This window comes from Variovorax sp. DAIF25 (assembly GCF_050711835.1).
Classification (GTDB): Bacteria; Pseudomonadota; Gammaproteobacteria; order Burkholderiales; family Burkholderiaceae_C; genus Variovorax.
Genome location: NZ_CP136636.1, coordinates 3,474,173 through 3,493,738, shown reverse-complemented (window position 1 = coordinate 3,493,738; position 19,566 = coordinate 3,474,173). Strand labels below are relative to the sequence as shown.

Genomic DNA, 19,566 nt, shown 5'->3' with positions numbered 1-19,566 from the left:
GGCTGGGCTGGCCACAGCCTACAGGTCAGCCTGCCCGGTCAGCAGTTGGCGCGCGATGGTGCGGCGTTGGATCTCGCCGGTGCCGTCGGGGATACGCATCACGCGCGCGAAGCGGTAGCCTTCTTCCAGCCGCAGTTCGTTGGTCAGGCCCATGCCGCCGTGGATCTGGATGCTGCGGTCCATGACGCGCCCGAGCATCTCGGTCGAGAACGCCTTGACCATGCTGACCTGCGCGGTCGAGGCCTGGCCGCTGTCGAGGCGCCAGGCGCAGTTCTGGATCATGGCCTTGGCAGCGTAGATGTCCATGGCGCTGTCGGCCAGCATGAACTGGATCGCCTGGTGCTCGGCGATCGGTACGCCAAAGGTCTTGCGCACTTTGGCGTATTCAAGCGCCTGGTCCAGCGCCCATCGCGCCAGCCCCAGACACGAGGCAGCCATGCCCATGCGCCCGGCATTGACGCCGTCCATCGCCACCGCCAGACCGCGCCCGACTTCGCCGAGCCGGTGCTCGTCCCGCACGCGCACGCCGTCAAGCACGATGACACCGGTATCACCGCCCAGGTGGCCCATGGTGTTGATGACACGTGGCACGGAAAAGCCAGGCGCTCGCGTGTCAACGAAAAAGCCGGTGACGCCGCCCTTGTGGCGCGCCGCAGCCTCGGGGTCGGTCAGCGCGAACACCATCGCGTAATCGGCGTAAGGCGAGTTGGTGATCCACTGCTTGGTACCGGTGAGCACCCACTCGTCGCCATCACGCACGGCGCGGGTCTTCATGCCGAATGCGTCCGAACCGGCGTCGGGCTCGCTCAGGCCGAAGCACAGGGTCTTGTCCCCGCTGGCAATGCCGTCGCGGTAGCGGGCAAGCACCTCGGGGTTCAGGTGCCGCAGCACCGGCGAGAGGCCATTGGTGAAGGGCGATGGCAGCACGACCGTCTGGACCAGCGGCTGAGCGGGGCCAACGCGGTGGTTCAGGGCCTCCTGCACATGGGCCATGACCTGCGCGCCCTGCCCCCCGCCACCCAGTTTTTCGTCGCCGAACAGGGTGTAAAAGCCGAGTTCGGCCGAGCGCTTGCGCACCTGCTGGCGCAGCACCAGCACCTCCGGTACGTAGCGGCCGCTGGCGTCGAACAGGGTGCGTTCGCTGCCCAGCAGGTCGTGATGGCGCTCCTGCAGCGGCAGCACTTCACGCTCGACGAAGCGTAACACGGCCTCGGCAATCGCCACGGTATCGGGATCGGTGGTGAAGTCCATGCGGGCTACCTCGACACTACAGCAACCGGAACTTCGGCAGCGTGACCTCTTCGGTCACATCGTCATAGTGAACCGTCACGCGCTGGCCGATGCGCACCGCCTCCACATCGTCGGTGACGATATGGGTCATCATGCGCGCACCTTCGTCGAGGTCGATCACCGCCACCACATAGGGCGTGTCGGCCTTGAAGGCCGGTCCGGCCGGTCGGCGCGCGATGGTGTAGCTGTAAATGGTGCCGGTTCCGCGCGCATCGACCCAATCGACGGCGTCCGAGTGGCAATGCGGGCACAAGGCGCGCGGATAGAAATGGTGCTTGCCGCAGTCGTGGCAACGCTTAAGTGTGAGACGGTGTTGTTTCAGGGCGTCCCAATAGGGGCGGCTCTCGCCATCGATGACGGGCAGGGGTTTGTCGTACATGGTGTTCACTGCGTAGAAAGGATGCAAGTGGCACCGCTGGAGAGCGTGCCGCCGGTGCCGTGGACCAGCGCGGTCACGGCGTCCTGAATCTGGCGCGGACCGCATTCGCCACGCAGCTGGCGCACCGCTTCGATCAACAGGAAGATGCCATACATGCCGGGGTGCGCGTAGGACAGTCCGCCGCCGTTGGTGTTGAGCGGAAACGCCCCGCCCGGCGCGGTGCGCTGGTTGGACACAAAGGCGCCCCCCTCTCCACGCTGGCAAAAGCCCAGGGCTTCGAGCGTCAGCAGCACGGTGATGGTGAACGAGTCGTAGACCTCGACCACGTCGATGGCATCGTGCCCGATGCCGGCCATGGCGAAGGCGTCGCGGCCGGCCACCTCGGCGGCCGTCAGGCGCGCCAGATCCGGCATGGCCGCAATGGTCCAGTGCGTGTGCGATTCGCCGTAGCCGCGCACGTACACCGGTTTGCGCCCGAGCGCCTTGGCGTGCTCTGCCGTGGTCATGACGACCGCACCACCGCCATCGGTCACCAGGCAGGCGTCGAGCAGGTGTAGCGGGTCGCAGATCATCGGGCTTTTCAGCACGTCGTCGATCGACATCGGATCGCGCATCGTCGCGACCGGGTTGAGCTGGGCCCATTTGCGCGTGGCCACGGCAATCTCGGCCAGTTGCTCCGACGTGGTGCAGTACTCGTGCATGTGGCGCATCGCCGCCATCGCGTAGCCGCCCACGGGTGTCGGCATGCCCCAGGGAGTTTCGTACTGCATGGTCAGCACCGAAGGCCGACCCGCCAGGTTTCGACTCATCTCGCTGCGCTGCAGGCTGCCGTAGGTGATCAGCGCCACCTCACAGCGACCGGCCTCGATGGCGGTGGCGGCGTGCGCCACATGGGCCTCGAAAGCCGAGCCGCCGATGTTGGTGCCATCGACGAGGCGCGGGGTGATGCCCAGATACTCCGACAGCGTCACGGTAGGCAACTGGCCCGGACCGGGAACGCCCCACAGGCCGGCGGTCAGCAAACCATCGACCTCGCGCATGGGAATGCCGGCATCCTTGAGCGCATCGCGCGCGACCAGCGCCTGAACCTGCAAGACCGACATCGGCGTGAGGGCCTTGCCGTCCTTCAGCGGCAAGTCGGCGACGCCGACGATCACTGCTTCTCGTTTTTTCATTGTGCTATTACTCCTTGGCTAGACTGTGGATTGCCTTGCATGTGTAGCGCGCTGACTTGTTCAGGTCCGCGACTTTTGGTTGGCCTGAGGCAGAAAAGTAATGGTTTCGGTGAAGTCAGCGATGGTCTCGCCACGCTGATTGATCACCAGGTGCTGCAACTCCATCAGGGTATAGCCGCGCGAGGTCTTGGGGAGCAGTCGGGCCTCCCCTTCGACATGAATGGTGTCGCCTGGAAACAGCGCACCACGCAGGCGCGCCTGCACACCGGTCATGCCACCGAAAGGGCCCACTTCGCGACCTTCCAGCACCTGCTTTATGATCCCTGGCACATAGGTAGCCAGCAGCCCCATGCCGAGCGAGATGACCATGGGGCCAGGCGCGAAACGGCTGCGATGTGATCCAGTCATTTTCTCCCGGATGTATTCCATGTCTATAAAAAATGGTTCATGCAATCCCACCACATTGACGAAGGTGACGATGTCCGTTTCGGTGATGGTTCGGCAGTGGGTCTTGAACCGAAGTTCTTCGGTGCGCTCAGTGTTCATGCAATGATCTCCTTGTGTGTGAATTTCAAATCGCAACGAGACCGTGAGCCATCGCTCTGGAACTCGCACGCCGAGGTGAACGCGTCTTCGCCATCGGCACCGAAGCGGGCCGTGTAGCGACCGTCGGCGAGTTTTTCATAGGCGGAGCGACCAGCGGCATAATGCAGATGTGCCACGTGTTGGCGCGCGAACTGGGCCGCGGCGGCATCCGTGTCAACGCGGTGGCGATGAGCTACATCTGAGACGCCCAGCCGCGCTGGGGCCGGGGCTCGCCAGCACTTGAAGGAGACCATGGCAAGGGCATGATCGAGAACCTGCGCAAACGCATGCTGTTTCCGGTGCATTGCCAGGACATTGCCAATGCCGCAGCGTTCTTTGCTGGCCCTGAATCCGACGCCATCACCGACCAGACGCTGAGCGTCAACGGCGGCTTGAGCACACCGGGCTGACATAGACACGACCGTCAAGCCCCGCCGTGCGCGGCCTTCACCGCCGCGCGGTCGATGCTATCGGCACTTGCCGTGGGCAGTTCCGATACAAACACCACATGCTTGGGTTTTTTGTAGCGCGCGATGCGACCGCCCACAAACTCGATCAATTCTTCAGCACTCAAAGTGTGCCCCGCTTTCAGCACACAGACGGCCTTGACCGCCTCGCCCCACTGAACGTCTGGCACACCGAACACCACCGCCTGCGCCAGCGCCGGGTGTTCAAGAATGGCCCGCTCGACTTCAGCTGGATAGACGTTCTCGCCACCCGGCTTGATCAACTCCTTGGCCGGTGAGCGCCCGCTGTACCAGAGGTAGCCATCGGCATCGATGCGCCCCATGTCGCCGGTATGGTGCCAGCCGTTGCGCAACGTGAAGGCGTTGTCTTCGTTGCGGCCCCAGTAGCCCAGAAACACCATCGGTCCTCGCACCACGATCTCGCCGGTGGCGCCAACCGCCAGCGGACGGTCCAGATCATCCAGCACCGCGACCGTGTTCAACAGGGTGGGGCGACCGGCACTGCCGGGGCGCTCGTCAAAGGGCGCCAGGGTGACCGAGCCCGAGGTCTCGGTCTGGCCGTAGGCACTCCAGAAAGTCGCGCGGGGACAGTTCGTGCGCAGGCGCGCGATGGTTTCGGGCACATCGAGCCCCGACACCACGCGCAGGTTTGCGAGTTCCGAGCCCTGGGCCGCGGCAGCGTCCAGCAGTGCGCCGAGCATGGGCGGAAAAGTGCCGATCAGGCTGCCACCGTCCTCGTCGATATGTTTGACCAGGCTGGGCGGATCAAAACGTGTCAGCAGCAGCGTCGCCCCGCCCGCCTGCTGCGTGGCCAGCATGAAACCGATGGCGGCGACGTGAAACAGCGGCAAGACCCCCAAATTGATATCCTGCGGCATCAGGTGCCAGGCCAGTTGCGTCTGCATGCCAGCGGCGAGCAGGCCGCCATGCGAGAGCAGCGCGCCGCGCGGCCTCCCACCCACGGCAGCGGTGTGGATAATGACGAACCCGCTGTCGTCGGCCACGTCTGGCAGGTCCGCCGCTGGCGCATGGGGCTCCAGATACAGCGTGCTGATGGATTGCCACGGGGCCAGCGCGGCGCCCAGCGTGTAGCGCAGCGTGTCGTCCAGGCCCTGCTGCGGAAGCAGTGCCTTGAATTCGTCGGCCACGATCAGCACACGGGGTGAAACATCCTCGATGACATAGGCCACTTCTTCAGCGGACAACCGCCAGTTGATCGGCACCACCATCGCGCCCAGATGCGCGCTGGCACCGAACAAATCGACGTACTCCAGGCAGTTGGGGGCCAGTATCGCCAGCCGGTCACCCGCGCGCACGCCTGCTGCGGCCAAACCGGCCGCCAGCCGCGCAGTGCGCTCGGCGTACTGGGCGTGCGTTACCCGCTGATCGCCAAACAAAAAAGCTGTTTTCGATGCGTGCAAGCGCGCGTTGCGCGCTATGAGATCGTGCAGCGTAAAAGATCGCAAACTCATGGCATGCTCCTGGTTCAGTTTCCACCCGCCGGGGCGGGCGTCGGCGGCATCACTTCGTGCAGAAAATCCGCCACACTGGCGGCGAAGGCGTCATTGGCATCTCCGGCGATCATGTGGCCAGCACCCTTCAGGTCGACAAAGCGCGCCCGCGGCAGGGTTTGCACCAGGGCACGCGCATCTTCTTCGGATATGACGTCGCTGCGCTGACCACGCAGCAGCAGCGTGGGCGCCTGCAGTCCGCGCAAGGCCCGCTCATAGCCGTCCGGGTCGCGGCGGTGATTGTGGTTGGCTTCGCTCATCAGGCGCGGGTCCCAATGCCACACCCAACGGCCTTGCGCATTGAGGCGCAGGTTTTTCTTCAGTCCCTCGATCGGGCCTTCCATGGGACGGCCACGGTAGGCTGCAATATGCAGCGCGGCCTCTTCGAGTGTTGCAAATCCATCGGGCTGCGCCCGCATGAAACGCACGATGCGCTCGACACCGGCTTCTTCCATGTGCGGCGCAATGTCCACCAGCACCAGCGCGTTGATCGGTGGCGCGTCTGTGCGACCGACCGCAGCCATGCTGATGAGGCCGCCGAGAGATGCCCCCACCACGGCCAGTGGCGTCCCCAGTTCGCGCCAGATGCGGCACATGCGCTCGGCAAGGATCTCAATCCGGTAATCGCCATTGGTCGCCCAGGAGCTGTCACCATGCCCCGGCAGATCCAGGGCGACCGTACGCCAGCCAGCATCGCCAAGGGTCTGCGCGGCGCGGCCCCAGGCATGGCGCGTTTGCCCCCCGCCATGCAGCAGCAGCACCGTCGGCGCACCCACCGGCCCATACACGTCGGCGACAAGAACGCCATCGTCCAAGCCGGAAAACTCTCGTCGCTCGAAGATATTCATGCAAGAGCCTGCCGTGGCCGAACGCTGTCGACCTGCAGCGAAGTCTTTCATGGATGAAATCTCATCGGGGAAGGCATGAAAGATCGCAGATTCATGTTTTTAAGGCTCCGGGGTTACGGACCAAGGCGTCTTGCTTCCTGGTCCCGATACGCAAACGACATCACCTACTGGTCATTTGCTGGTCATCGTTAATAGACGCTTGGAACAATCTTCCTGGTGCGTTTTTGGTAGGCAACATAGTCTCTCCCCAAGACTTTCTGGAGTCCTTTTTCCTCGAAGTGGATGCCGACCAGAACGTACAAGGACATTCCGATCGAAAACACCAGGTGGCTCACGCTCATGACAGGCGAGGCCCAGAAGGCAATCAGGATTCCCAGCATCATCGGATGGCGAATTGACCGATAGAAAAGTCGCTCGGTAAACCTCACGTCGGTGTAAGTCCGCCGGACATAGCTCAGCCAGACCTGGCGCAGACCGAAGAGATCAAAATGGTCGGTCAGGAAGGTGGAGGTGAAAATCAATAGCCAGCCCAGCGCAAAGAGCGCCCATACAGCTGCACGCGCCGCCGGATTTTCCAAAGACCACACCGTGCCTTCGATAGGTCGCCACCAGAACATCAGCAACGTCAACGCGATGGCGGAGGCCAGCACGTAAGTCGCGCGTTCAATGGTGTGCGGAATCACGCGAGCCATGAACGACTTGAAGCCGGCTCGCGCCATCACGCTGTGCTGAATGCCGAACAACAGCATCACCCCGATGTCGATCAGCAGGGCCTTGCTGAATCCGGCCGACGCCGGATGGCTGACGGATTGGGGCACGAACACATCACCGACAAAGCCCATGAAATAGACAAACACATGGAGGAAAGCCAGATAACTGGCCGCCCCATAAATCAGGAATAAAACTCTCATGTGCCTGGCTCCATTCACCGCAAGGCTATTAAAAATTCGTTGCCGTTCAGCGGACTTCATCCACGGGGTCCAATGTCAGGCACCCGGCCGGACATCGGATTCGAAATCGGCGCGGACGCCCAACTTCCGCCCCCAGTCGGGAAACGAGGGATAAGCCTCGCGCCACGCGGCGATCAGATCGCCGCGCGGCAAATCGACATAGGCACCACGGTCTAGCACATACTCCATGTGACGCCGGCCACTGACATCGAATTCATGGAACACCGAATCGGCGCTGCCGTCGAACTCCAGCGGCCGAATGCCGGCTTTCTCGCACAGGGAACGGTTGAAGGCGGGCGTGGCCTTGAGCCACTGACAGTCGAGCCACAGCTCGGTGTAGCCGTGAAAGACGAACAGATCGGTGCCCATCATCTCTTGCAGCCGCTTGCTGGTCAGGTGATTGCGCACATCCGCAAAACCCAGACGCGCCGGCACGCCCAACGCGCGGGCGGCGGCGGCGAGCAGCGCCGCCTTGGGCACACAAAAACCGCGTCCCGCCGCGATCACATGGCTGGCCTTGAGGCCATCGATGCTGGTGTCGAAGTGGTAGGGGTCATAGAGAAACTCATCGCGCACGGCATAGTAGAGCTTGAGCGCAATGTCATGCGGCGTCGTCGCGGTGCCAGCAACCCGGCGTGCGAACGATATCACCGCGGGATGGTCGCTGTCGACATAACGGCCAGGTGCGAGACAGTTCGACAGGTCGTTCGCATTTGTGGTTTGTGCCGGCGTGTTCATATCCCGATCATCCCTGCGCATCTTCGCCCAGACACTTGGGCGCCTGCGACAGCGTAAAACCGTTGAATGCCTTTGAACGCTCGTGCGGTATCAGCTTCCAGGTCGGTCTGGCATTCGGCACGCCGCCATCGACCCGAATGCATGAGCCGGTGATGAAGGCAGCCGCCTCGCTCAGCAGGAACACGATCGCCGCCGACACCTCGGATTCGGTGCCATAGCGCTGCAGCGGCACCTTGGTCTTCAGGCTGCGCAGCTCGGCCTGCATCTCGGCGCTGTAAGTGTCAAAGCCGCTGCTGGCCACCCAGCCCGGCGCCACGGCGTTGACGCGCACACCCGACTGCGACCATTCGCAGGCTGCCGTCTCCGTGAAAGACAGCATGCCCGCGCGCGCCGCGCCGCTGTGCGCCATAGTCGGCATGCCACCCCAGATGTCGGCGATGATGTTGACAACGGCGCCGCCGTTGGCCTCCATGCTTTGCACATAGACTTCACGCGCGACCAGGAAGCCGCCGGTCAGGTTGTTGCGCACCACCGCGTCCCAGCCCTTGAGCGTGATGTCGCGTACCGGCTGCGGGTACTGGCCGCCGGCATTATTGACCAGTCCGTTGATGACACCATGGCGTGCGATCACGTCGGCGACCATGGCTTTCACGCCGGCTTCGTCCCGAATATCGCAGGGATGGATGCTGGCCTGGCCGCCCGCGGCGGTGATCTCGGCCTGCACCTGCTCGAGCTTCTCGACGCGGCGCCCGACCAGCGCGACGGCCGCGCCCAGATTCGCCAGCTCATGGGCGGTGCAGCGGCCAATGCCGCTGCCGCCGCCAGTGACGATCACCGTTTGGCCAGCGAAGAGTCCCGGACGGAATACGGATTGATAAACAGATTGACTCATGGGTGCATTTCCTTGATGGTTTCATGCGTCAAGCATGAAGTTGCAATGGCCGAGTGCGATCGGCTTATCGGGACTCGACTGCCAGGCCTCGATGCGCAGGTTGGCCACGCGCCTTCCCAGCTTGACCATCACGACATTGGCAAAGGTGTCGCGCGGCTGACCGGTACGCAGGTAGTCAATGTTGAAGTCGATCGTCTTCGGCAGGGTCTTCGTATCCATTTTCCAGAGCAGATAGAACAAGCCAGCACATTCCAGAAAACCACCGGTTGCGCCGCCGTGCAAGGCAGGCAGAACAGGGTTGCCAATCAGCTTTTTCTCGAAAGGCAGGATGCAGGTGAACTCGTCACCCTTGATGTCGATGCGCAGATCCAGGAAGTTGGCGTACGGAATGGATTGCACCATCGGGCCCAAATCACCGGACGCCCTGCAGCTTATCAAGAGGTCGGCAAACTTCATCGGGGACGCTCCTCGTTTTGAATCACAGTGGATCCGCTGGTGAACATGTAGATACCTACCGCGGTGGCGATCGGATCGTCCGGTGACTCGTGGTAGGCGCAGCCGCGGACAAAGGCCAGATCCGGCGTCAGCTTGTAGCAGACCGCGCCGCCCAGCACCGCTTTATCGGGGGTGGCTGGCCTGAGGTAGTCAATGCGCAGGTCCAGCGTAGCCATCGGGCGAAACTGAGGGATCTTCACAAAGATCGAGAACCCGAAGGCAGCATCCAGCAAGGCGGTGATGACGCCGCCGTGCAGCACCCGCGTGTTCGGGTCGCCAACCAGGTCGTCCTTGTAGTCCACCTTCAGCACACACCAGTCCGGCCGCACGGAATGTGGCAACAGCCCGAGCTCCCTGTTGTACGGGGACACGTCCGCAAACTTTCGCCAGCGCTGGGCGAATTCCTCTTCAGGACTCATCGTTTCTGCCATCAAAAAATTCCTCTCATTCAAATTTGAACCGTCGGCTGATCTGACCGCTGGATGGGTGCCCAGCGCAGCACGCCAGCATCTTCGCTGGACCTGACATGACCGTCACCTTCGAGCCACAGCAGATGCGCCAGTGTCTCGCCCATGGACAGGAACCTGTGCAGTGCCTCGGACTGTTTTCCGTAACTCACTTCGCCAAGATCCACGGCACTCATGCCTTCGCGCAAGCCTTCCTTGAAGCGCCGCAGCGCCCGCTGGTGGTGCGCAAGCAGCCCATGCGCGCGCGCTTCACCCGCGTGGTAAACACGGTGATGCGCCGGCAACACATGTTCGATGGGAAGGCCCGAAATAACCAGCAAGCTGTCGATATAGCGCGGCAGCGGATGGGGTTCGCCATATGGCCAGACCCCGACATTGGGCGTGATGCGCTCAAGCAGCTGGTCCCCGGTGAGCAGCAGCTTCAAGGCTGGCTCGTACAAGCAGATTTGCGCGATGCTGTGGCCGCCCAGCACCAGCACGTCAAAACCGAAGTCGCCAATTTGCAGTCGCTGCCCGTTTTCCAGACTGGTGCCGGGCGGGGGTTCGTCGCAACCCAGGTTTTCCTGCAACACGCCGCTGACGATCCCCTCTGCCTCGCCCAGTGACAAGCCGTGACGCAACATGAAGTCGATGCCATGGCGACGTGACGTTTCATCCAACATGCGGATTGCACGCGCCACCTCCCGTTCCTCGGGACGCATCAGGATCTTCGCTCCGGTGATCTGCGCCAGCCACGCGGCCAGCCCGAGGTGGTCGGGGTGGTGGTGCGAGACGATAATGCGCGTCAGGCCGCCCACCAGCGGCCCCGCCAGGGCACGCAGCCACAAGGCCCGCGCCGCTTCGCAGTCGGCGCCGGTGTCGAACAGGCACCAGCCTTCACCGTCGCGAATCAGGTAGATGTTGACGTGGTCGATGCCGTAGTCCACCGGCAGCGTGAACATCAGGATGCCGGGCAGGATTTCCTTGAGCGGCAGATCGACCGGCAAGTCCATGGCTGGGGTGGGGGACAAGGTGCTCATGATCACAAGCGTTTGGCCACTTCTTCGAGCATCACTTCGGTGGCGCCGCCGCCGATAGCCTGGACACGGGCGTCGCGCACCATGCGCTCGATTGCGGCCTCGCGCATATAGCCGAAGCCGCCATGGAACTGCTGGCAGTCATAGACCACGTCGTTGAGCAGCTCGCCGCACAGCGCCTTGACCATCGACACCTCCTTGACGCATTCGCGCCCCTGTGCGTCCAGCCAGGCGGCGTGGTAAACTAGTTGGCGGGCGGCCTCGACCTGCGCCGCGCGCATGGCCAGGCGCTGGCGGATCGCCTGCTTGTCCCACAGTTCGGCGCCGAAGGCTTTGCGCTCGCGCGCGTAGGCCAGCGTCAGCTCGATCGCGCGCGCGGCCTCGCCCATCATCTGCGCGCCCAGCACCATGCGCTCGTTCTGGAAGTTGCGCATGATCTGGTAGAAGCCCTTATTCTCCTCGCCCAGCAGGTTGGCCGCCGGCACGCGGCAGTTCTCGAATACCAGTTCGGCGGTGTCGCTGCACAGCCAGCCGCTCTTGTTGAGTGCGCGGCCGACGCGAAAACCCGGCGTGCCCTTTTCGACGATAAAGATGGAGATGCCGCGCGAGCCCTTGGCCGTCGGGTCGGTCTTGGCGGCGACGAAATACACGTCGCCATGCACACCGTTGGTGATGAACATCTTGCTGCCGTTGATGACCCAGTGGTCGCCGTCGCGCACCGCGCGGGTGCGTATGCCGGCCACGTCGGAGCCGGCATCGGGCTCGGTCACGGCCACGGCGCAGATTTTCTCGCCGCGAATGATGGGCGGCAGGTAGCGCTGCAACTGCTCGGGCGTGCCGAAGTTGGCCAGGTGCGGCGAGGCCATGTCGGTATGCACCATCACCGTCACCGCAAAGCCGCCGTACGTTGAGCGGCCGAGTTCTTCAGCCAGGATCGCGCTGTACACCGTGTCGAGGTTCGACCCCCCGTAGGTATCGGCGTAGCGCACGCCCAGGTAGCCAAGCTCCCCCATTTTGCGCAGCACCGCGCGCGGCACCATGCCCACGTCTTCCCAGGATGCCGCCTGTGGCACTACCTCCTGCTCGACGAAGCGGCGCAGGTTGTCGCGGAACTGCCGGTGTTGCTCGTCAAAGTAGATCGGTTCGTTCATTTCGTTTTTCCTCAGCTTTCCTCTATATCCATGACCACCAGCACATCGCCACCGCGCACCGCATCGCCGGTGCGGCAGCGCAGCTCGCTGACCCGGCCCGCGGCGGGCGCGCTGATCGTGTGCACCATCTTCATGGCCTCCATTTGCACCAGCATATCGCCCGCATTCACCGTCATGCCCACGCTGGCTTTCACTTGTGTCACCAGGCCGGGCATGGGCGCGAGAAGGCGGCTGCCACCCCGCTCGTCCGCGGCCACCGCGCCGGTGAGCGCGCGTTGCCAGCGGTCGAGCCGGCGCCAGGTGCGCGTGCGGCCGGCGCCGGCCAGCCACAGACGTTCGCCCTCGCTGGCGTGCCGTTCCAGCGCCACCGTGAAGCGGGTCGTCACGCCCTTGTGCCGCAATTCCAGGGTGTCTGCGACCAGCGTCGCCGCAACCACCCGTTCCTGCTCGCCGACGCGCACGCGCCAGCCTTCGCCCTGCGGCGACACGCTGGCCTCGTTCACGCAGCGCTGCCCGTCTTCGAGCAGCACCCGCGTGCCGCCAGCGCCGCCGCCAGGCACGCGCCAGGCCCCGAGCGATTGCCAGGCCGTGCGCCCGGCCGCAGCTGCCTGCGTGGCCAGCACACCGTGCAGCGCGGCAGCTGCGATGGCCAGCCCGTCGTCTTCGCGTGGCTGCCAGCCTGCGGGGAAAGCACGCGCGATGTAGTGCGTACTGAGCCTTTGCGCAAAGTGCTCGTGGCGCAACAGATCGGCCAGGAAGCCAAGGTTGCTGTGCACGCCGAGCAGCACCGTGTCGTCCAGTGCGGTGGCGAGCCGTCGCGCGGCGGTCGGCCGGACATCGGCATGGGCAATCACCTTCAGCAGCATCGAGTCGTAATAGGGGGTGACCCGGCTGCCGGTGCGCACACCGCTGTCAACCCGCACGCCCTCGCCGCGCGGCTCGCGGTAGCCGACCACGGTGCCGATCTCGGGCGCGAAATCGGCCGTTGGATTTTCCGCGCAAACGCGCACCTCGATCGCGCAGCCGCGCTGCGACAGCGCTGACTGACTGAAGCCGAGCGCTTCTCCGGCGGCCACCCGCAACTGCCACTCGACCAGATCGATGCCGCAGGTCAGCTCGGTCACCGGGTGCTCGACCTGCAGCCGGGTGTTCATTTCCAGAAAGAATGTGTCGCCGCTGCGGCTGTCATGAATGAACTCGATGGTGCCGGTGCTGTCGTAGCCGATGGCACGTCCCATCGTCAGCGCGTGGGCAAACATTGCCTCGCGCACCACTGGCGACAGGTGCGGCGCCGGCGCTTCCTCGATCATTTTCTGGTGGTTGCGCTGGATCGAACATTCGCGCTCGTACAGGTGCACCAAATGCCCGTGCTTGTCGCCCAGCAACTGCACCTCGAGGTGGCGTGGTTCGTCCAGGTAGCGCTCCAGCAGCACACGGTCATCACCGAACGACGCCTGGGCCTCGCGCCGCACGGTGTCCAGCGCGGCCGAGAATTCTCCCGCGCTGCGCACCACCCGCATGCCCTTGCCGCCGCCCCCGGCCGAGGCCTTGATCAGCACCGGATAGCCCACATCAGCCGCCGCCGCCTGCAAGACCGCGCTGTCCTGATCGTCAGCGTGGTAGCCCGGCACCACCGGCACGCCGTGTTCCATCGCAATGCGTTTGGATTCGATCTTCGAACCCATGCGCCGGATCGCCTCACGCGAGGGGCCGACGAAAATGAGCCCGGCCGCTTCGCAGGCATCGATCAGTGCCAGGCTTTCAGACAGGAAGCCGTAGCCCGGATGGATGGCTTGCGCACCGGCGGCACGCGCCGCGGCCACGATCGCCGCGGCATCCAGGTAGCTGCGCGCGGCCTCAGGCGGGCCAATGCGCACGGCGGTATCAGACTGAGCCACGTGCAGCGCTTCGCGGTCAGCGTCAGCGTACACCGCCACGGTTCGCAAGCCCATGCGGCGCGCGGTGCGTACGATGCGGCAGGCAATCTCGCCGCGGTTGGCAATCAGCAGCGTGTCAAACATGCACGGCTCCCGCGACGAGATTGCCTGCGCACGCTGCGCGCGCCAGGCAATTTGGCTGCGCCGCTGCGCCGACTGGTGTCGGCTGGTCGCCGTGGTTGGCAATCAGCGGGATTTCGAACATATTCATCCCGACCTCAGGCCTGCCGCCACGCAGGCAGGCGCTTGCCGAAGAAGGCGGCGATGCCTTCGCGCCCTTCTTCGGTCTCCCAGGCATCGGCCAGCTTGTCGGCGGCGTAGATCATGTTGGTGCCCAGGTCATGCGAATGCACGTAGGCGATCAGTTTCTTGGTGGCCGCCACCGCGCCGGGCGCGCACTGCAGCAGGTCGGCGAGTTCGCGCTCGACGGCGTCGTCGAGCTGGTCCGCCGCCACCACATCGGACAGCAGGCCCAGGCGCTGCGCCTCGGCCGCCCCCATGCGGCGCGCCGTCAGAAAGGTGCGCCGTGCGTTGGCTTCGCCCATGCGCGCCGCCACATAGGGCGCGATGTTGGCCGGCAGCAGGCCCAGGCGGACCTCGGTCAGCGAATAGACGCCGGTATCGACCGCGATGGCCATGTCGCACACCGAGATCATGCCGACGCCGCCGCCATAGGCGGGGCCGTTGATGCGGCCAATGACTGGCATCGGCAGGTCATTCAGTGCCCGCAGCATCAGCGCCAGATCGCCGCTTTCGCTGACGCGCTCGGCCCGGCTCTTCGTCATGTTGTCCTGCATCCAGCCGAGGTCGCCGCCCGCGCAAAAGGTCTTGCCGGCGCCGGTGAGCACCAGCGCGCGCACGCCCTCGGCAGCGCCCAGCCATTCGACCGCACGGCGCAGCTCGCCGATCAGGATGGCATTGAGCGCGTTGTGGGTGTCGGGGCGGTTCAGCGTGAGGCGGGCCACGCCGCGCGCATCGACGGCAAGTTGCAGGGTTTCGTAGACGGGAGTGTTCATGGGACCGATCTCTGAATGGACAGGGTTACATGCGATAGACAGGGGTGGCGGTGTCCGGCAGCGCACGGCGCGCCGCCAGCGCCAGCGCCAGGCCGAGCACATCGCGCGAGGCCGAAGGCTCGATCAGGCCGTCGTCCCACAGCCGGGAGGTGGCGTAATAGGGGTCGCTCTGGCGCGCGTATTGCTCACGCACCTGGCGTTCGGTCTCGGCCAAGCGGGCCTCGTCGGCCGGGCCGCGCAGATTGGAACGCGCCAGCTCGACCATCACATTGCTGGCGATGTCGGCGCTCATGGTCGCCACCCGGGCACTGGGCCAGGCGAACAGGAATTCGGGCTCGAAACCGCGGCCGCACATGCCGTAGTTGCCCGCGCCGTAAGAGCCGCCGACGACCAGCGTCAGCTTGGGTACGCGGGCGCAGGCCATGGCATAGACCATCTTGGCGCTGTGCTTGGCAATGCCGCCGCGCTCGGCCTCGGTGCCCACCATGAAGCCGGGAATGTTTTGCAAAAACAGCAGCGGCACGCCACGCTGGTTGGCCAGCTCGATGAAGTGCGCGCCCTTCAGGGCCGACTCGGCCAGCAGCGCGCCGTTGTTGGCCAGAACGGCCACCGGCTGGCCGTGGATCGCGCCGAAGCCGGTCACCAGCGTCTCGCCCCACAGCGGCTTGAACTCATGGAAGGCGCTTCCGTCGAGCAGCCGCGCAATGATCTCGCGCGCGTCGTAGGGTTGCTTGGGATCAGCCGGCACGATGCCGTCGAGTTCGCCCGGATCGTAGCGTGGCGGGCTGGGCGCCAGCGGCGGCGCCAGCGCGGGCTCGGGCGGCAGGCTGGCCACGATCTGGCGCAGCATCGCCAGCGCCTGGTGCTCGTCCTCCGCCAAATGGTCGCTGACGCCGGAGACGCGGCTGTGCATCTCGGCACCGCCGAGGGTTTCGCCATCGGCCACTTCGTTGATCGCAATCTTGACGATGGACGGGCCGCCGAGGTGGATGCGCGCATTGCCACGCACCATCACCACCTCGTCGGACAGCGCCGGAATGTAAGCCCCGCCCGCGGTGCAGCCGCCAAACACGGCCGATATCTGAGGCAGACCGGCCTGCGACATGCGGCACTGGCGGTGAAAACTGTTGCCGAAGTGGTCCTTGTCAGGGAACACGCGGTCCTGCTCCGGCAGGAAGGCGCCGCCGCAGTCCACGAGATACAGGCAGGGTAGCCGTAGGCGCTCGGCGATGTCCTGCGCCCGGATATGTTTTTTGACGGTTTCATGGAAGAACGAGCCGCCTTTGACCGTGGCATCATTAGCGATGAGCATGCAGGGCCGACCGGCCACCATGCCGACGCCAGTGACGATGCCCGCGCCCGGCACCTCGTTGCCATACTGGCCCCAGGCCGCCAGCGGCGAGAGTTCCAGGAAGGCACTGCCATCATCGACGAGGAAGTCGATGCGCTCGCGCACCAGCAGCTTGCCGCGCTCGCGGTGGCGCCGGATGTGCGCATCGCGCCCGCCGTTCGCCACCCCGGCCACACGCGCACGCAGCGTCTCGGCCTGTGATCGGCCCTGCCCCAGCGCCTGGGCGTAGGCGTCGCCGCGGGTATCGATACGGCTTTCGATCTGAGTCATCTGCGTCATCCCTTCATTGCAGCGAGCGAGCCACTGTGCATCACATGGCCCGACAATGCCCGGCCAATGATGCGCTCGGCCAGCCGAGCCGCCTCAATCAGCAACTCCAGGTCGATGCCGGTCTCAATACCGAGTTCCTGGCACATGAACACCATGTCCTCGGTGCAAATATTGCCCGCCGCGCCGCCATGCTTGTGGCCGGCGAACGGGCATCCGCCCAGACCGGCGACCGAACTGTCGAACAGACTGACACCCATCTGCAAGGCAGCATAGACGTTGGCGCCGCCGATGCCGCGCGTGTCGTGCAGATGCAGCCCGATGCGTGCATCGGGCACGATCTCGCGTACCGCCCCGATGCGACGCTTGATCTCCTCGGGATGGGCCCATCCCATGGTATCGGCCAGGTAAATCGCTGGCAGCGGCACGCTTCGGTCGGCGCAGGCATCAAGCAGCCAGCGTATGTGGTCGGTGACGGACGACAGCGGCACGGCACCCCCGAGATTGCAGCCAAAAGCCGTGATCACGTAGGCCTTTTCCACCGGAATGCCCAGGGCGATGTAGCGGTCCAGCCAGCCGAGCTGGCGTTCGCGCATCTCGGCCACGCTGCAGTTGTTGTTGCGCTGCGAAAACGGCTCCGTGGTGTAAAACATCAGCCTGCCGTCCAGGTCCACCTGCTCGCAGGCACGCGCACGCTCGAATCCGTTGTCGTTGAGCCAGAGCGCCGTGTAGCGAGTGCCTTGGCGCTTGACGATGGCGGCGAACAGCTCGGCGGTATCGGCCATCTGCGGCACCGCGCGCGGACTGACAAAGGAAGCCACCTGGATTTGCTTCAAGCCCGAGGCCGCCAAAGCATCAATCAACGCGGCGCGATCGCCCAGCGGATAGGTCCGCGGCTCCATCTGGAAGCCCTCGCGCGGCCCCTCCTCATGGAACTCGACCGAGGCGGGCAAGTCACTCATTGCCGCCATCTCCTTCGATCAGACCGGACGGACTTCGGCCAGCACCTGGTGGCGCTCGACCATGTCGCCAACCCGGCAGCGCAGGCTGCTCAGGCTGCCTTCGAACGGCGCTGTGACGTGCAGCTCCATCTTCATCGATTCGAGCACGATCACGGTCTGGCCGATGGCGACCGAATCGCCAACCGCCGCCTTGACCGCGACCACCTTGCCCATCATCGGTGCGCCCAATTGCCCGCTGGAGGCGGCGTCACCGGCGGCGCCTCCCAGATAGGGTTCCGCGGTGAACACGCTGCTGCCCAGCGCGCTGGAGAGCTCGACCTGCTGCGCATCGCCCCGAATGGTCAGCTCCAGCGCCCGCCCGCCGCACTGCAACAGGCGGCGCCCACCGGGGATCGGCTGCAGCGCAGCCTGCGTCACCTCGTCGCCGATGGCCAGGGTGCAGGCGCCATCGGCGGCGCGAGCGGAAAACCGGACCGGCCACTCTGCCGCGCCCGCCTTCAACACCAGGGCCGCCTGGGGCGCGGCCTGCATCGGCCCACTGCTCAGGCGCCAGCCGGTGAAACCGTCCCACAGGGTCCAGCAGCCCAACGCGGGCGACTCCGCGCGCCGCTGCGCCAGCCAGTACAGCGCGGCCGCCGCCAGGTGCTCCACCGGCACGGCTGCGGGTGCGACCACGCCCCGCTGCACATGACGCTCGTCAATCAGGCGGGTATGGAAACTGGCGTCGCGGGTTTCCGGCCATTCGAGCAGTTCATGCAGAAACCGCAGGTTGGTCACCAGTCCGATGACCGTGCTCTCACGCAATCCAGCCACCAATGCCCGGCGGGCCGACTCGCGGTCGGGGCCATGGGCGATGAGCTTGGCGATCATCGAGTCGTAGTGCGGCGAGATCTCGTCCCCGCTGTCCACCCCCGACTCGATGCGCACGCCCGAGCGCGAAAAATCGACGACATCGAGCCGACCCATGGCTGGCAGGAAACCGGCGTCGGCATCTTCCGCGCACAGCCGCGCCTCGAAGGCGTGACCCCGGCACACCACATCGGCTTGCGCCAGCGGCAAGCACCCGGTGTCTGCAATGCGCAGCTGCAGCGCCACCAGATCAAGCCCGGTGACTTCTTCGGTCACCGGGTGCTCGACCTGCAAGCGCGGGTTGACTTCCAGGAAGTAGTGCGCGTCACCGGCAACAACGAACTCCACGGTACCCAGGCCGCGGTAGTTCACGCCGGCGGCCAGCTTCACCGCATCGGCCAGGATGGCCTCGCGCAGACGCGGTCCGATGCCGGCCGAGGGCGCTTCCTCGATCACTTTTTGATGGCGGCGCTGCAAAGTGCACTCGCGCTCGAACAGGTGGATGGCATGGCCCTGGCCGTCACCGGCGACCTGCACTTCAAGATGGCGCACCTGCGGCAGGTAGCGTTCGACGATCAGTTCGCCATTGCCGAAGGCTTTTTCGGCCTCGCGCATGGCGCTCTCGATGCGTGCCTCCAGCCCCTCCAGCGTCTCGACCACCGCCATGCCGCGGCCGCCTCCGCCGGCCACCGCCTTGAGCAGCACCGGCAGCGTCATGCCACGCACCAGGCGCGACACCTCGGCTGGGTCGCTCATGCCGCCTTCACTGCCGGGGATGACCGGCACGCCGAGCCGGGCCGCCTCGCGCTTGGCGCTGGCCTTGCCGCCCACGCGCTCCATGGTGTCAGCCCGGGGGCCGATGAAGGTCAGGCCTGCCGCTTCGAGCGCGCGCACGAAGTCCGCGTTCTCGGAGACGAAGCCGTAGCCCGGATGCACGGCGTCGGCACCGACGCGCCTGGCCGCCGCGATGATGGCGTCTATGTTGAGGTAACTCTCGCTCGGCGCGGCCCCCCCGATCTCGACCGATTCCCCGATCTCGCGCACATGGCGGGCAAACCGGTCAGCACTGGAATGCACCGTGGCCACGGACAGGCCAAGCTTGCGGCAAGTACGGGCAATGCGGCAGGCGATCTCGCCTCGGTTCGCAATGAGGATTTTCTTAAGCATGCCCAAGGCCTCCAGAGCGGTGAAGGAAGTTGGCCATCAAGACGGTGTGGATG

Annotated in this window: 20 protein-coding genes; 1 reads left to right on the top strand and 19 read right to left on the bottom strand. The window is 65.1% G+C overall.

What is annotated here, in order from left to right:
• Window positions 1-18: 18 nt before the first annotated feature.
• Genes R0232_RS16305 through R0232_RS16285 form a run of 5 tightly spaced genes read right to left on the bottom strand, consistent with a single transcriptional unit; the run spans window position 19 to window position 3,683 of the window.
• Window positions 19-1,251, bottom strand: a complete 1,233-nt coding sequence (locus R0232_RS16305; protein WP_431512770.1) for an acyl-CoA dehydrogenase family protein — start codon at window positions 1,249-1,251, stop codon at window positions 19-21.
• Between the two features lie 16 nt (window positions 1,252-1,267).
• Complete coding sequence (locus tag R0232_RS16300; protein ID WP_431512769.1) at window positions 1,268-1,669, bottom strand: Zn-ribbon domain-containing OB-fold protein; 402 nt, start codon at window positions 1,667-1,669, stop codon at window positions 1,268-1,270.
• A 5-nt stretch (window positions 1,670-1,674) separates the two neighbouring features.
• Entirely contained in the window at window positions 1,675-2,844 is a 1,170-nt protein-coding gene (locus R0232_RS16295) for an acetyl-CoA acetyltransferase (RefSeq protein ID WP_431512768.1), read from the bottom strand.
• A 60-nt stretch (window positions 2,845-2,904) separates the two neighbouring features.
• On the bottom strand, window positions 2,905-3,390 hold the full coding sequence (locus R0232_RS16290) for a MaoC family dehydratase (RefSeq protein WP_431512767.1): 486 nt from the start codon (window positions 3,388-3,390) through the stop codon (window positions 2,905-2,907).
• Window positions 3,387-3,683, bottom strand: a complete 297-nt coding sequence (locus R0232_RS16285) for a hypothetical protein (protein ID WP_431512766.1) — start codon at window positions 3,681-3,683, stop codon at window positions 3,387-3,389. The genes R0232_RS16290 and R0232_RS16285 overlap by 4 nt, the downstream gene beginning before the upstream one ends.
• A gap of 9 nt (window positions 3,684-3,692) precedes the next feature.
• On the opposite strand from R0232_RS16285, the gene R0232_RS16280 reads away from it, so the two are divergent.
• Window positions 3,693-3,839 (top strand): hypothetical protein, encoded by a 147-nt coding sequence (locus R0232_RS16280; RefSeq protein WP_431512765.1) that lies wholly within the window; start codon window positions 3,693-3,695, stop codon window positions 3,837-3,839.
• A gap of 14 nt (window positions 3,840-3,853) precedes the next feature.
• Here R0232_RS16280 and R0232_RS16275 read toward each other — a convergent pair whose 3' ends face one another.
• The 14 genes from R0232_RS16275 to R0232_RS16210 all read right to left on the bottom strand — a co-directional run bounded on the left by R0232_RS16275 (window position 3,854) and on the right by R0232_RS16210 (window position 19,513).
• Window positions 3,854-5,368: an AMP-binding protein gene (locus R0232_RS16275; RefSeq protein ID WP_431512764.1), complete on the bottom strand. Its 1,515-nt coding sequence runs from the start codon at window positions 5,366-5,368 to the stop codon at window positions 3,854-3,856.
• Window positions 5,369-5,382: 14 nt separating this feature from the next.
• Window positions 5,383-6,255 (bottom strand): alpha/beta fold hydrolase, encoded by an 873-nt coding sequence (locus R0232_RS16270; protein ID WP_431512763.1) that lies wholly within the window; start codon window positions 6,253-6,255, stop codon window positions 5,383-5,385.
• A gap of 188 nt (window positions 6,256-6,443) precedes the next feature.
• The gene (gene mddA / locus R0232_RS16265) at window positions 6,444-7,226 is read right to left on the bottom strand and encodes a methanethiol S-methyltransferase (RefSeq protein WP_431512762.1); all 783 of its coding nucleotides are present in this window, start codon (window positions 7,224-7,226) and stop codon (window positions 6,444-6,446) included.
• A 15-nt stretch (window positions 7,227-7,241) separates the two neighbouring features.
• Window positions 7,242-7,943 (bottom strand): transglutaminase-like domain-containing protein, encoded by a 702-nt coding sequence (locus R0232_RS16260; RefSeq protein ID WP_431512761.1) that lies wholly within the window; start codon window positions 7,941-7,943, stop codon window positions 7,242-7,244.
• A 7-nt stretch (window positions 7,944-7,950) separates the two neighbouring features.
• Window positions 7,951-8,835: an SDR family oxidoreductase gene (locus R0232_RS16255; RefSeq protein ID WP_431512760.1), complete on the bottom strand. Its 885-nt coding sequence runs from the start codon at window positions 8,833-8,835 to the stop codon at window positions 7,951-7,953.
• 21 nt (window positions 8,836-8,856) lie between these two features.
• Window positions 8,857-9,291, bottom strand: a complete 435-nt coding sequence (locus R0232_RS16250; protein WP_431512759.1) for a PaaI family thioesterase — start codon at window positions 9,289-9,291, stop codon at window positions 8,857-8,859.
• The gene (locus R0232_RS16245; RefSeq protein WP_431512758.1) at window positions 9,288-9,761 is read right to left on the bottom strand and encodes a PaaI family thioesterase; all 474 of its coding nucleotides are present in this window, start codon (window positions 9,759-9,761) and stop codon (window positions 9,288-9,290) included. The genes R0232_RS16250 and R0232_RS16245 overlap by 4 nt, the downstream gene beginning before the upstream one ends.
• Before the next feature lie 17 nt (window positions 9,762-9,778).
• Window positions 9,779-10,816: an MBL fold metallo-hydrolase gene (locus R0232_RS16240; protein ID WP_431512757.1), complete on the bottom strand. Its 1,038-nt coding sequence runs from the start codon at window positions 10,814-10,816 to the stop codon at window positions 9,779-9,781.
• A 2-nt stretch (window positions 10,817-10,818) separates the two neighbouring features.
• Complete coding sequence (locus R0232_RS16235; protein ID WP_431512756.1) at window positions 10,819-11,964, bottom strand: acyl-CoA dehydrogenase family protein; 1,146 nt, start codon at window positions 11,962-11,964, stop codon at window positions 10,819-10,821.
• A gap of 11 nt (window positions 11,965-11,975) precedes the next feature.
• The gene (locus tag R0232_RS16230; RefSeq protein ID WP_431512755.1) at window positions 11,976-13,985 is read right to left on the bottom strand and encodes an acetyl/propionyl/methylcrotonyl-CoA carboxylase subunit alpha; all 2,010 of its coding nucleotides are present in this window, start codon (window positions 13,983-13,985) and stop codon (window positions 11,976-11,978) included.
• A 134-nt stretch (window positions 13,986-14,119) separates the two neighbouring features.
• A complete protein-coding gene (locus R0232_RS16225; RefSeq protein ID WP_431512754.1) occupies window positions 14,120-14,917 on the bottom strand; it encodes a crotonase/enoyl-CoA hydratase family protein in 798 nt (265 codons plus the stop codon).
• Between the two features lie 25 nt (window positions 14,918-14,942).
• Complete coding sequence (locus tag R0232_RS16220; protein WP_431512753.1) at window positions 14,943-16,538, bottom strand: acyl-CoA carboxylase subunit beta; 1,596 nt, start codon at window positions 16,536-16,538, stop codon at window positions 14,943-14,945.
• Window positions 16,539-16,543: 5 nt separating this feature from the next.
• On the bottom strand, window positions 16,544-17,497 hold the full coding sequence (locus tag R0232_RS16215) for a hydroxymethylglutaryl-CoA lyase (RefSeq protein ID WP_431512752.1): 954 nt from the start codon (window positions 17,495-17,497) through the stop codon (window positions 16,544-16,546).
• An 18-nt stretch (window positions 17,498-17,515) separates the two neighbouring features.
• A complete protein-coding gene (locus R0232_RS16210) occupies window positions 17,516-19,513 on the bottom strand; it encodes an acetyl/propionyl/methylcrotonyl-CoA carboxylase subunit alpha (RefSeq protein WP_431512751.1) in 1,998 nt (665 codons plus the stop codon).
• Window positions 19,514-19,566: the final 53 nt, after the last annotated feature.

Coding starts and splice junctions, on each gene's coding strand:
- R0232_RS16305 (WP_431512770.1), bottom strand. CDS start 1,251: ATGGACTTCACCACCGATCCCGATACCGTGGCGATTGCCGAGGCCGTG.
- R0232_RS16300 (WP_431512769.1), bottom strand. CDS start 1,669: ATGTACGACAAACCCCTGCCCGTCATCGATGGCGAGAGCCGCCCCTAT.
- R0232_RS16295 (WP_431512768.1), bottom strand. CDS start 2,844: ATGAAAAAACGAGAAGCAGTGATCGTCGGCGTCGCCGACTTGCCGCTG.
- R0232_RS16290 (WP_431512767.1), bottom strand. CDS start 3,390: ATGAACACTGAGCGCACCGAAGAACTTCGGTTCAAGACCCACTGCCGA.
- R0232_RS16285 (WP_431512766.1), bottom strand. CDS start 3,683: ATGGTCTCCTTCAAGTGCTGGCGAGCCCCGGCCCCAGCGCGGCTGGGC.
- R0232_RS16280 (WP_431512765.1), top strand. CDS start 3,693: ATGATCGAGAACCTGCGCAAACGCATGCTGTTTCCGGTGCATTGCCAG.
- R0232_RS16275 (WP_431512764.1), bottom strand. CDS start 5,368: ATGAGTTTGCGATCTTTTACGCTGCACGATCTCATAGCGCGCAACGCG.
- R0232_RS16270 (WP_431512763.1), bottom strand. CDS start 6,255: ATGAATATCTTCGAGCGACGAGAGTTTTCCGGCTTGGACGATGGCGTT.
- mddA (WP_431512762.1), bottom strand. CDS start 7,226: ATGAAGTCCGCTGAACGGCAACGAATTTTTAATAGCCTTGCGGTGAAT.
- R0232_RS16260 (WP_431512761.1), bottom strand. CDS start 7,943: ATGAACACGCCGGCACAAACCACAAATGCGAACGACCTGTCGAACTGT.
- R0232_RS16255 (WP_431512760.1), bottom strand. CDS start 8,835: ATGAGTCAATCTGTTTATCAATCCGTATTCCGTCCGGGACTCTTCGCT.
- R0232_RS16250 (WP_431512759.1), bottom strand. CDS start 9,291: ATGAAGTTTGCCGACCTCTTGATAAGCTGCAGGGCGTCCGGTGATTTG.
- R0232_RS16245 (WP_431512758.1), bottom strand. CDS start 9,761: ATGGCAGAAACGATGAGTCCTGAAGAGGAATTCGCCCAGCGCTGGCGA.
- R0232_RS16240 (WP_431512757.1), bottom strand. CDS start 10,816: ATGAGCACCTTGTCCCCCACCCCAGCCATGGACTTGCCGGTCGATCTG.
- R0232_RS16235 (WP_431512756.1), bottom strand. CDS start 11,964: ATGAACGAACCGATCTACTTTGACGAGCAACACCGGCAGTTCCGCGAC.
- R0232_RS16230 (WP_431512755.1), bottom strand. CDS start 13,985: ATGTTTGACACGCTGCTGATTGCCAACCGCGGCGAGATTGCCTGCCGC.
- R0232_RS16225 (WP_431512754.1), bottom strand. CDS start 14,917: ATGAACACTCCCGTCTACGAAACCCTGCAACTTGCCGTCGATGCGCGC.
- R0232_RS16220 (WP_431512753.1), bottom strand. CDS start 16,538: ATGACTCAGATCGAAAGCCGTATCGATACCCGCGGCGACGCCTACGCC.
- R0232_RS16215 (WP_431512752.1), bottom strand. CDS start 17,497: ATGAGTGACTTGCCCGCCTCGGTCGAGTTCCATGAGGAGGGGCCGCGC.
- R0232_RS16210 (WP_431512751.1), bottom strand. CDS start 19,513: ATGCTTAAGAAAATCCTCATTGCGAACCGAGGCGAGATCGCCTGCCGC.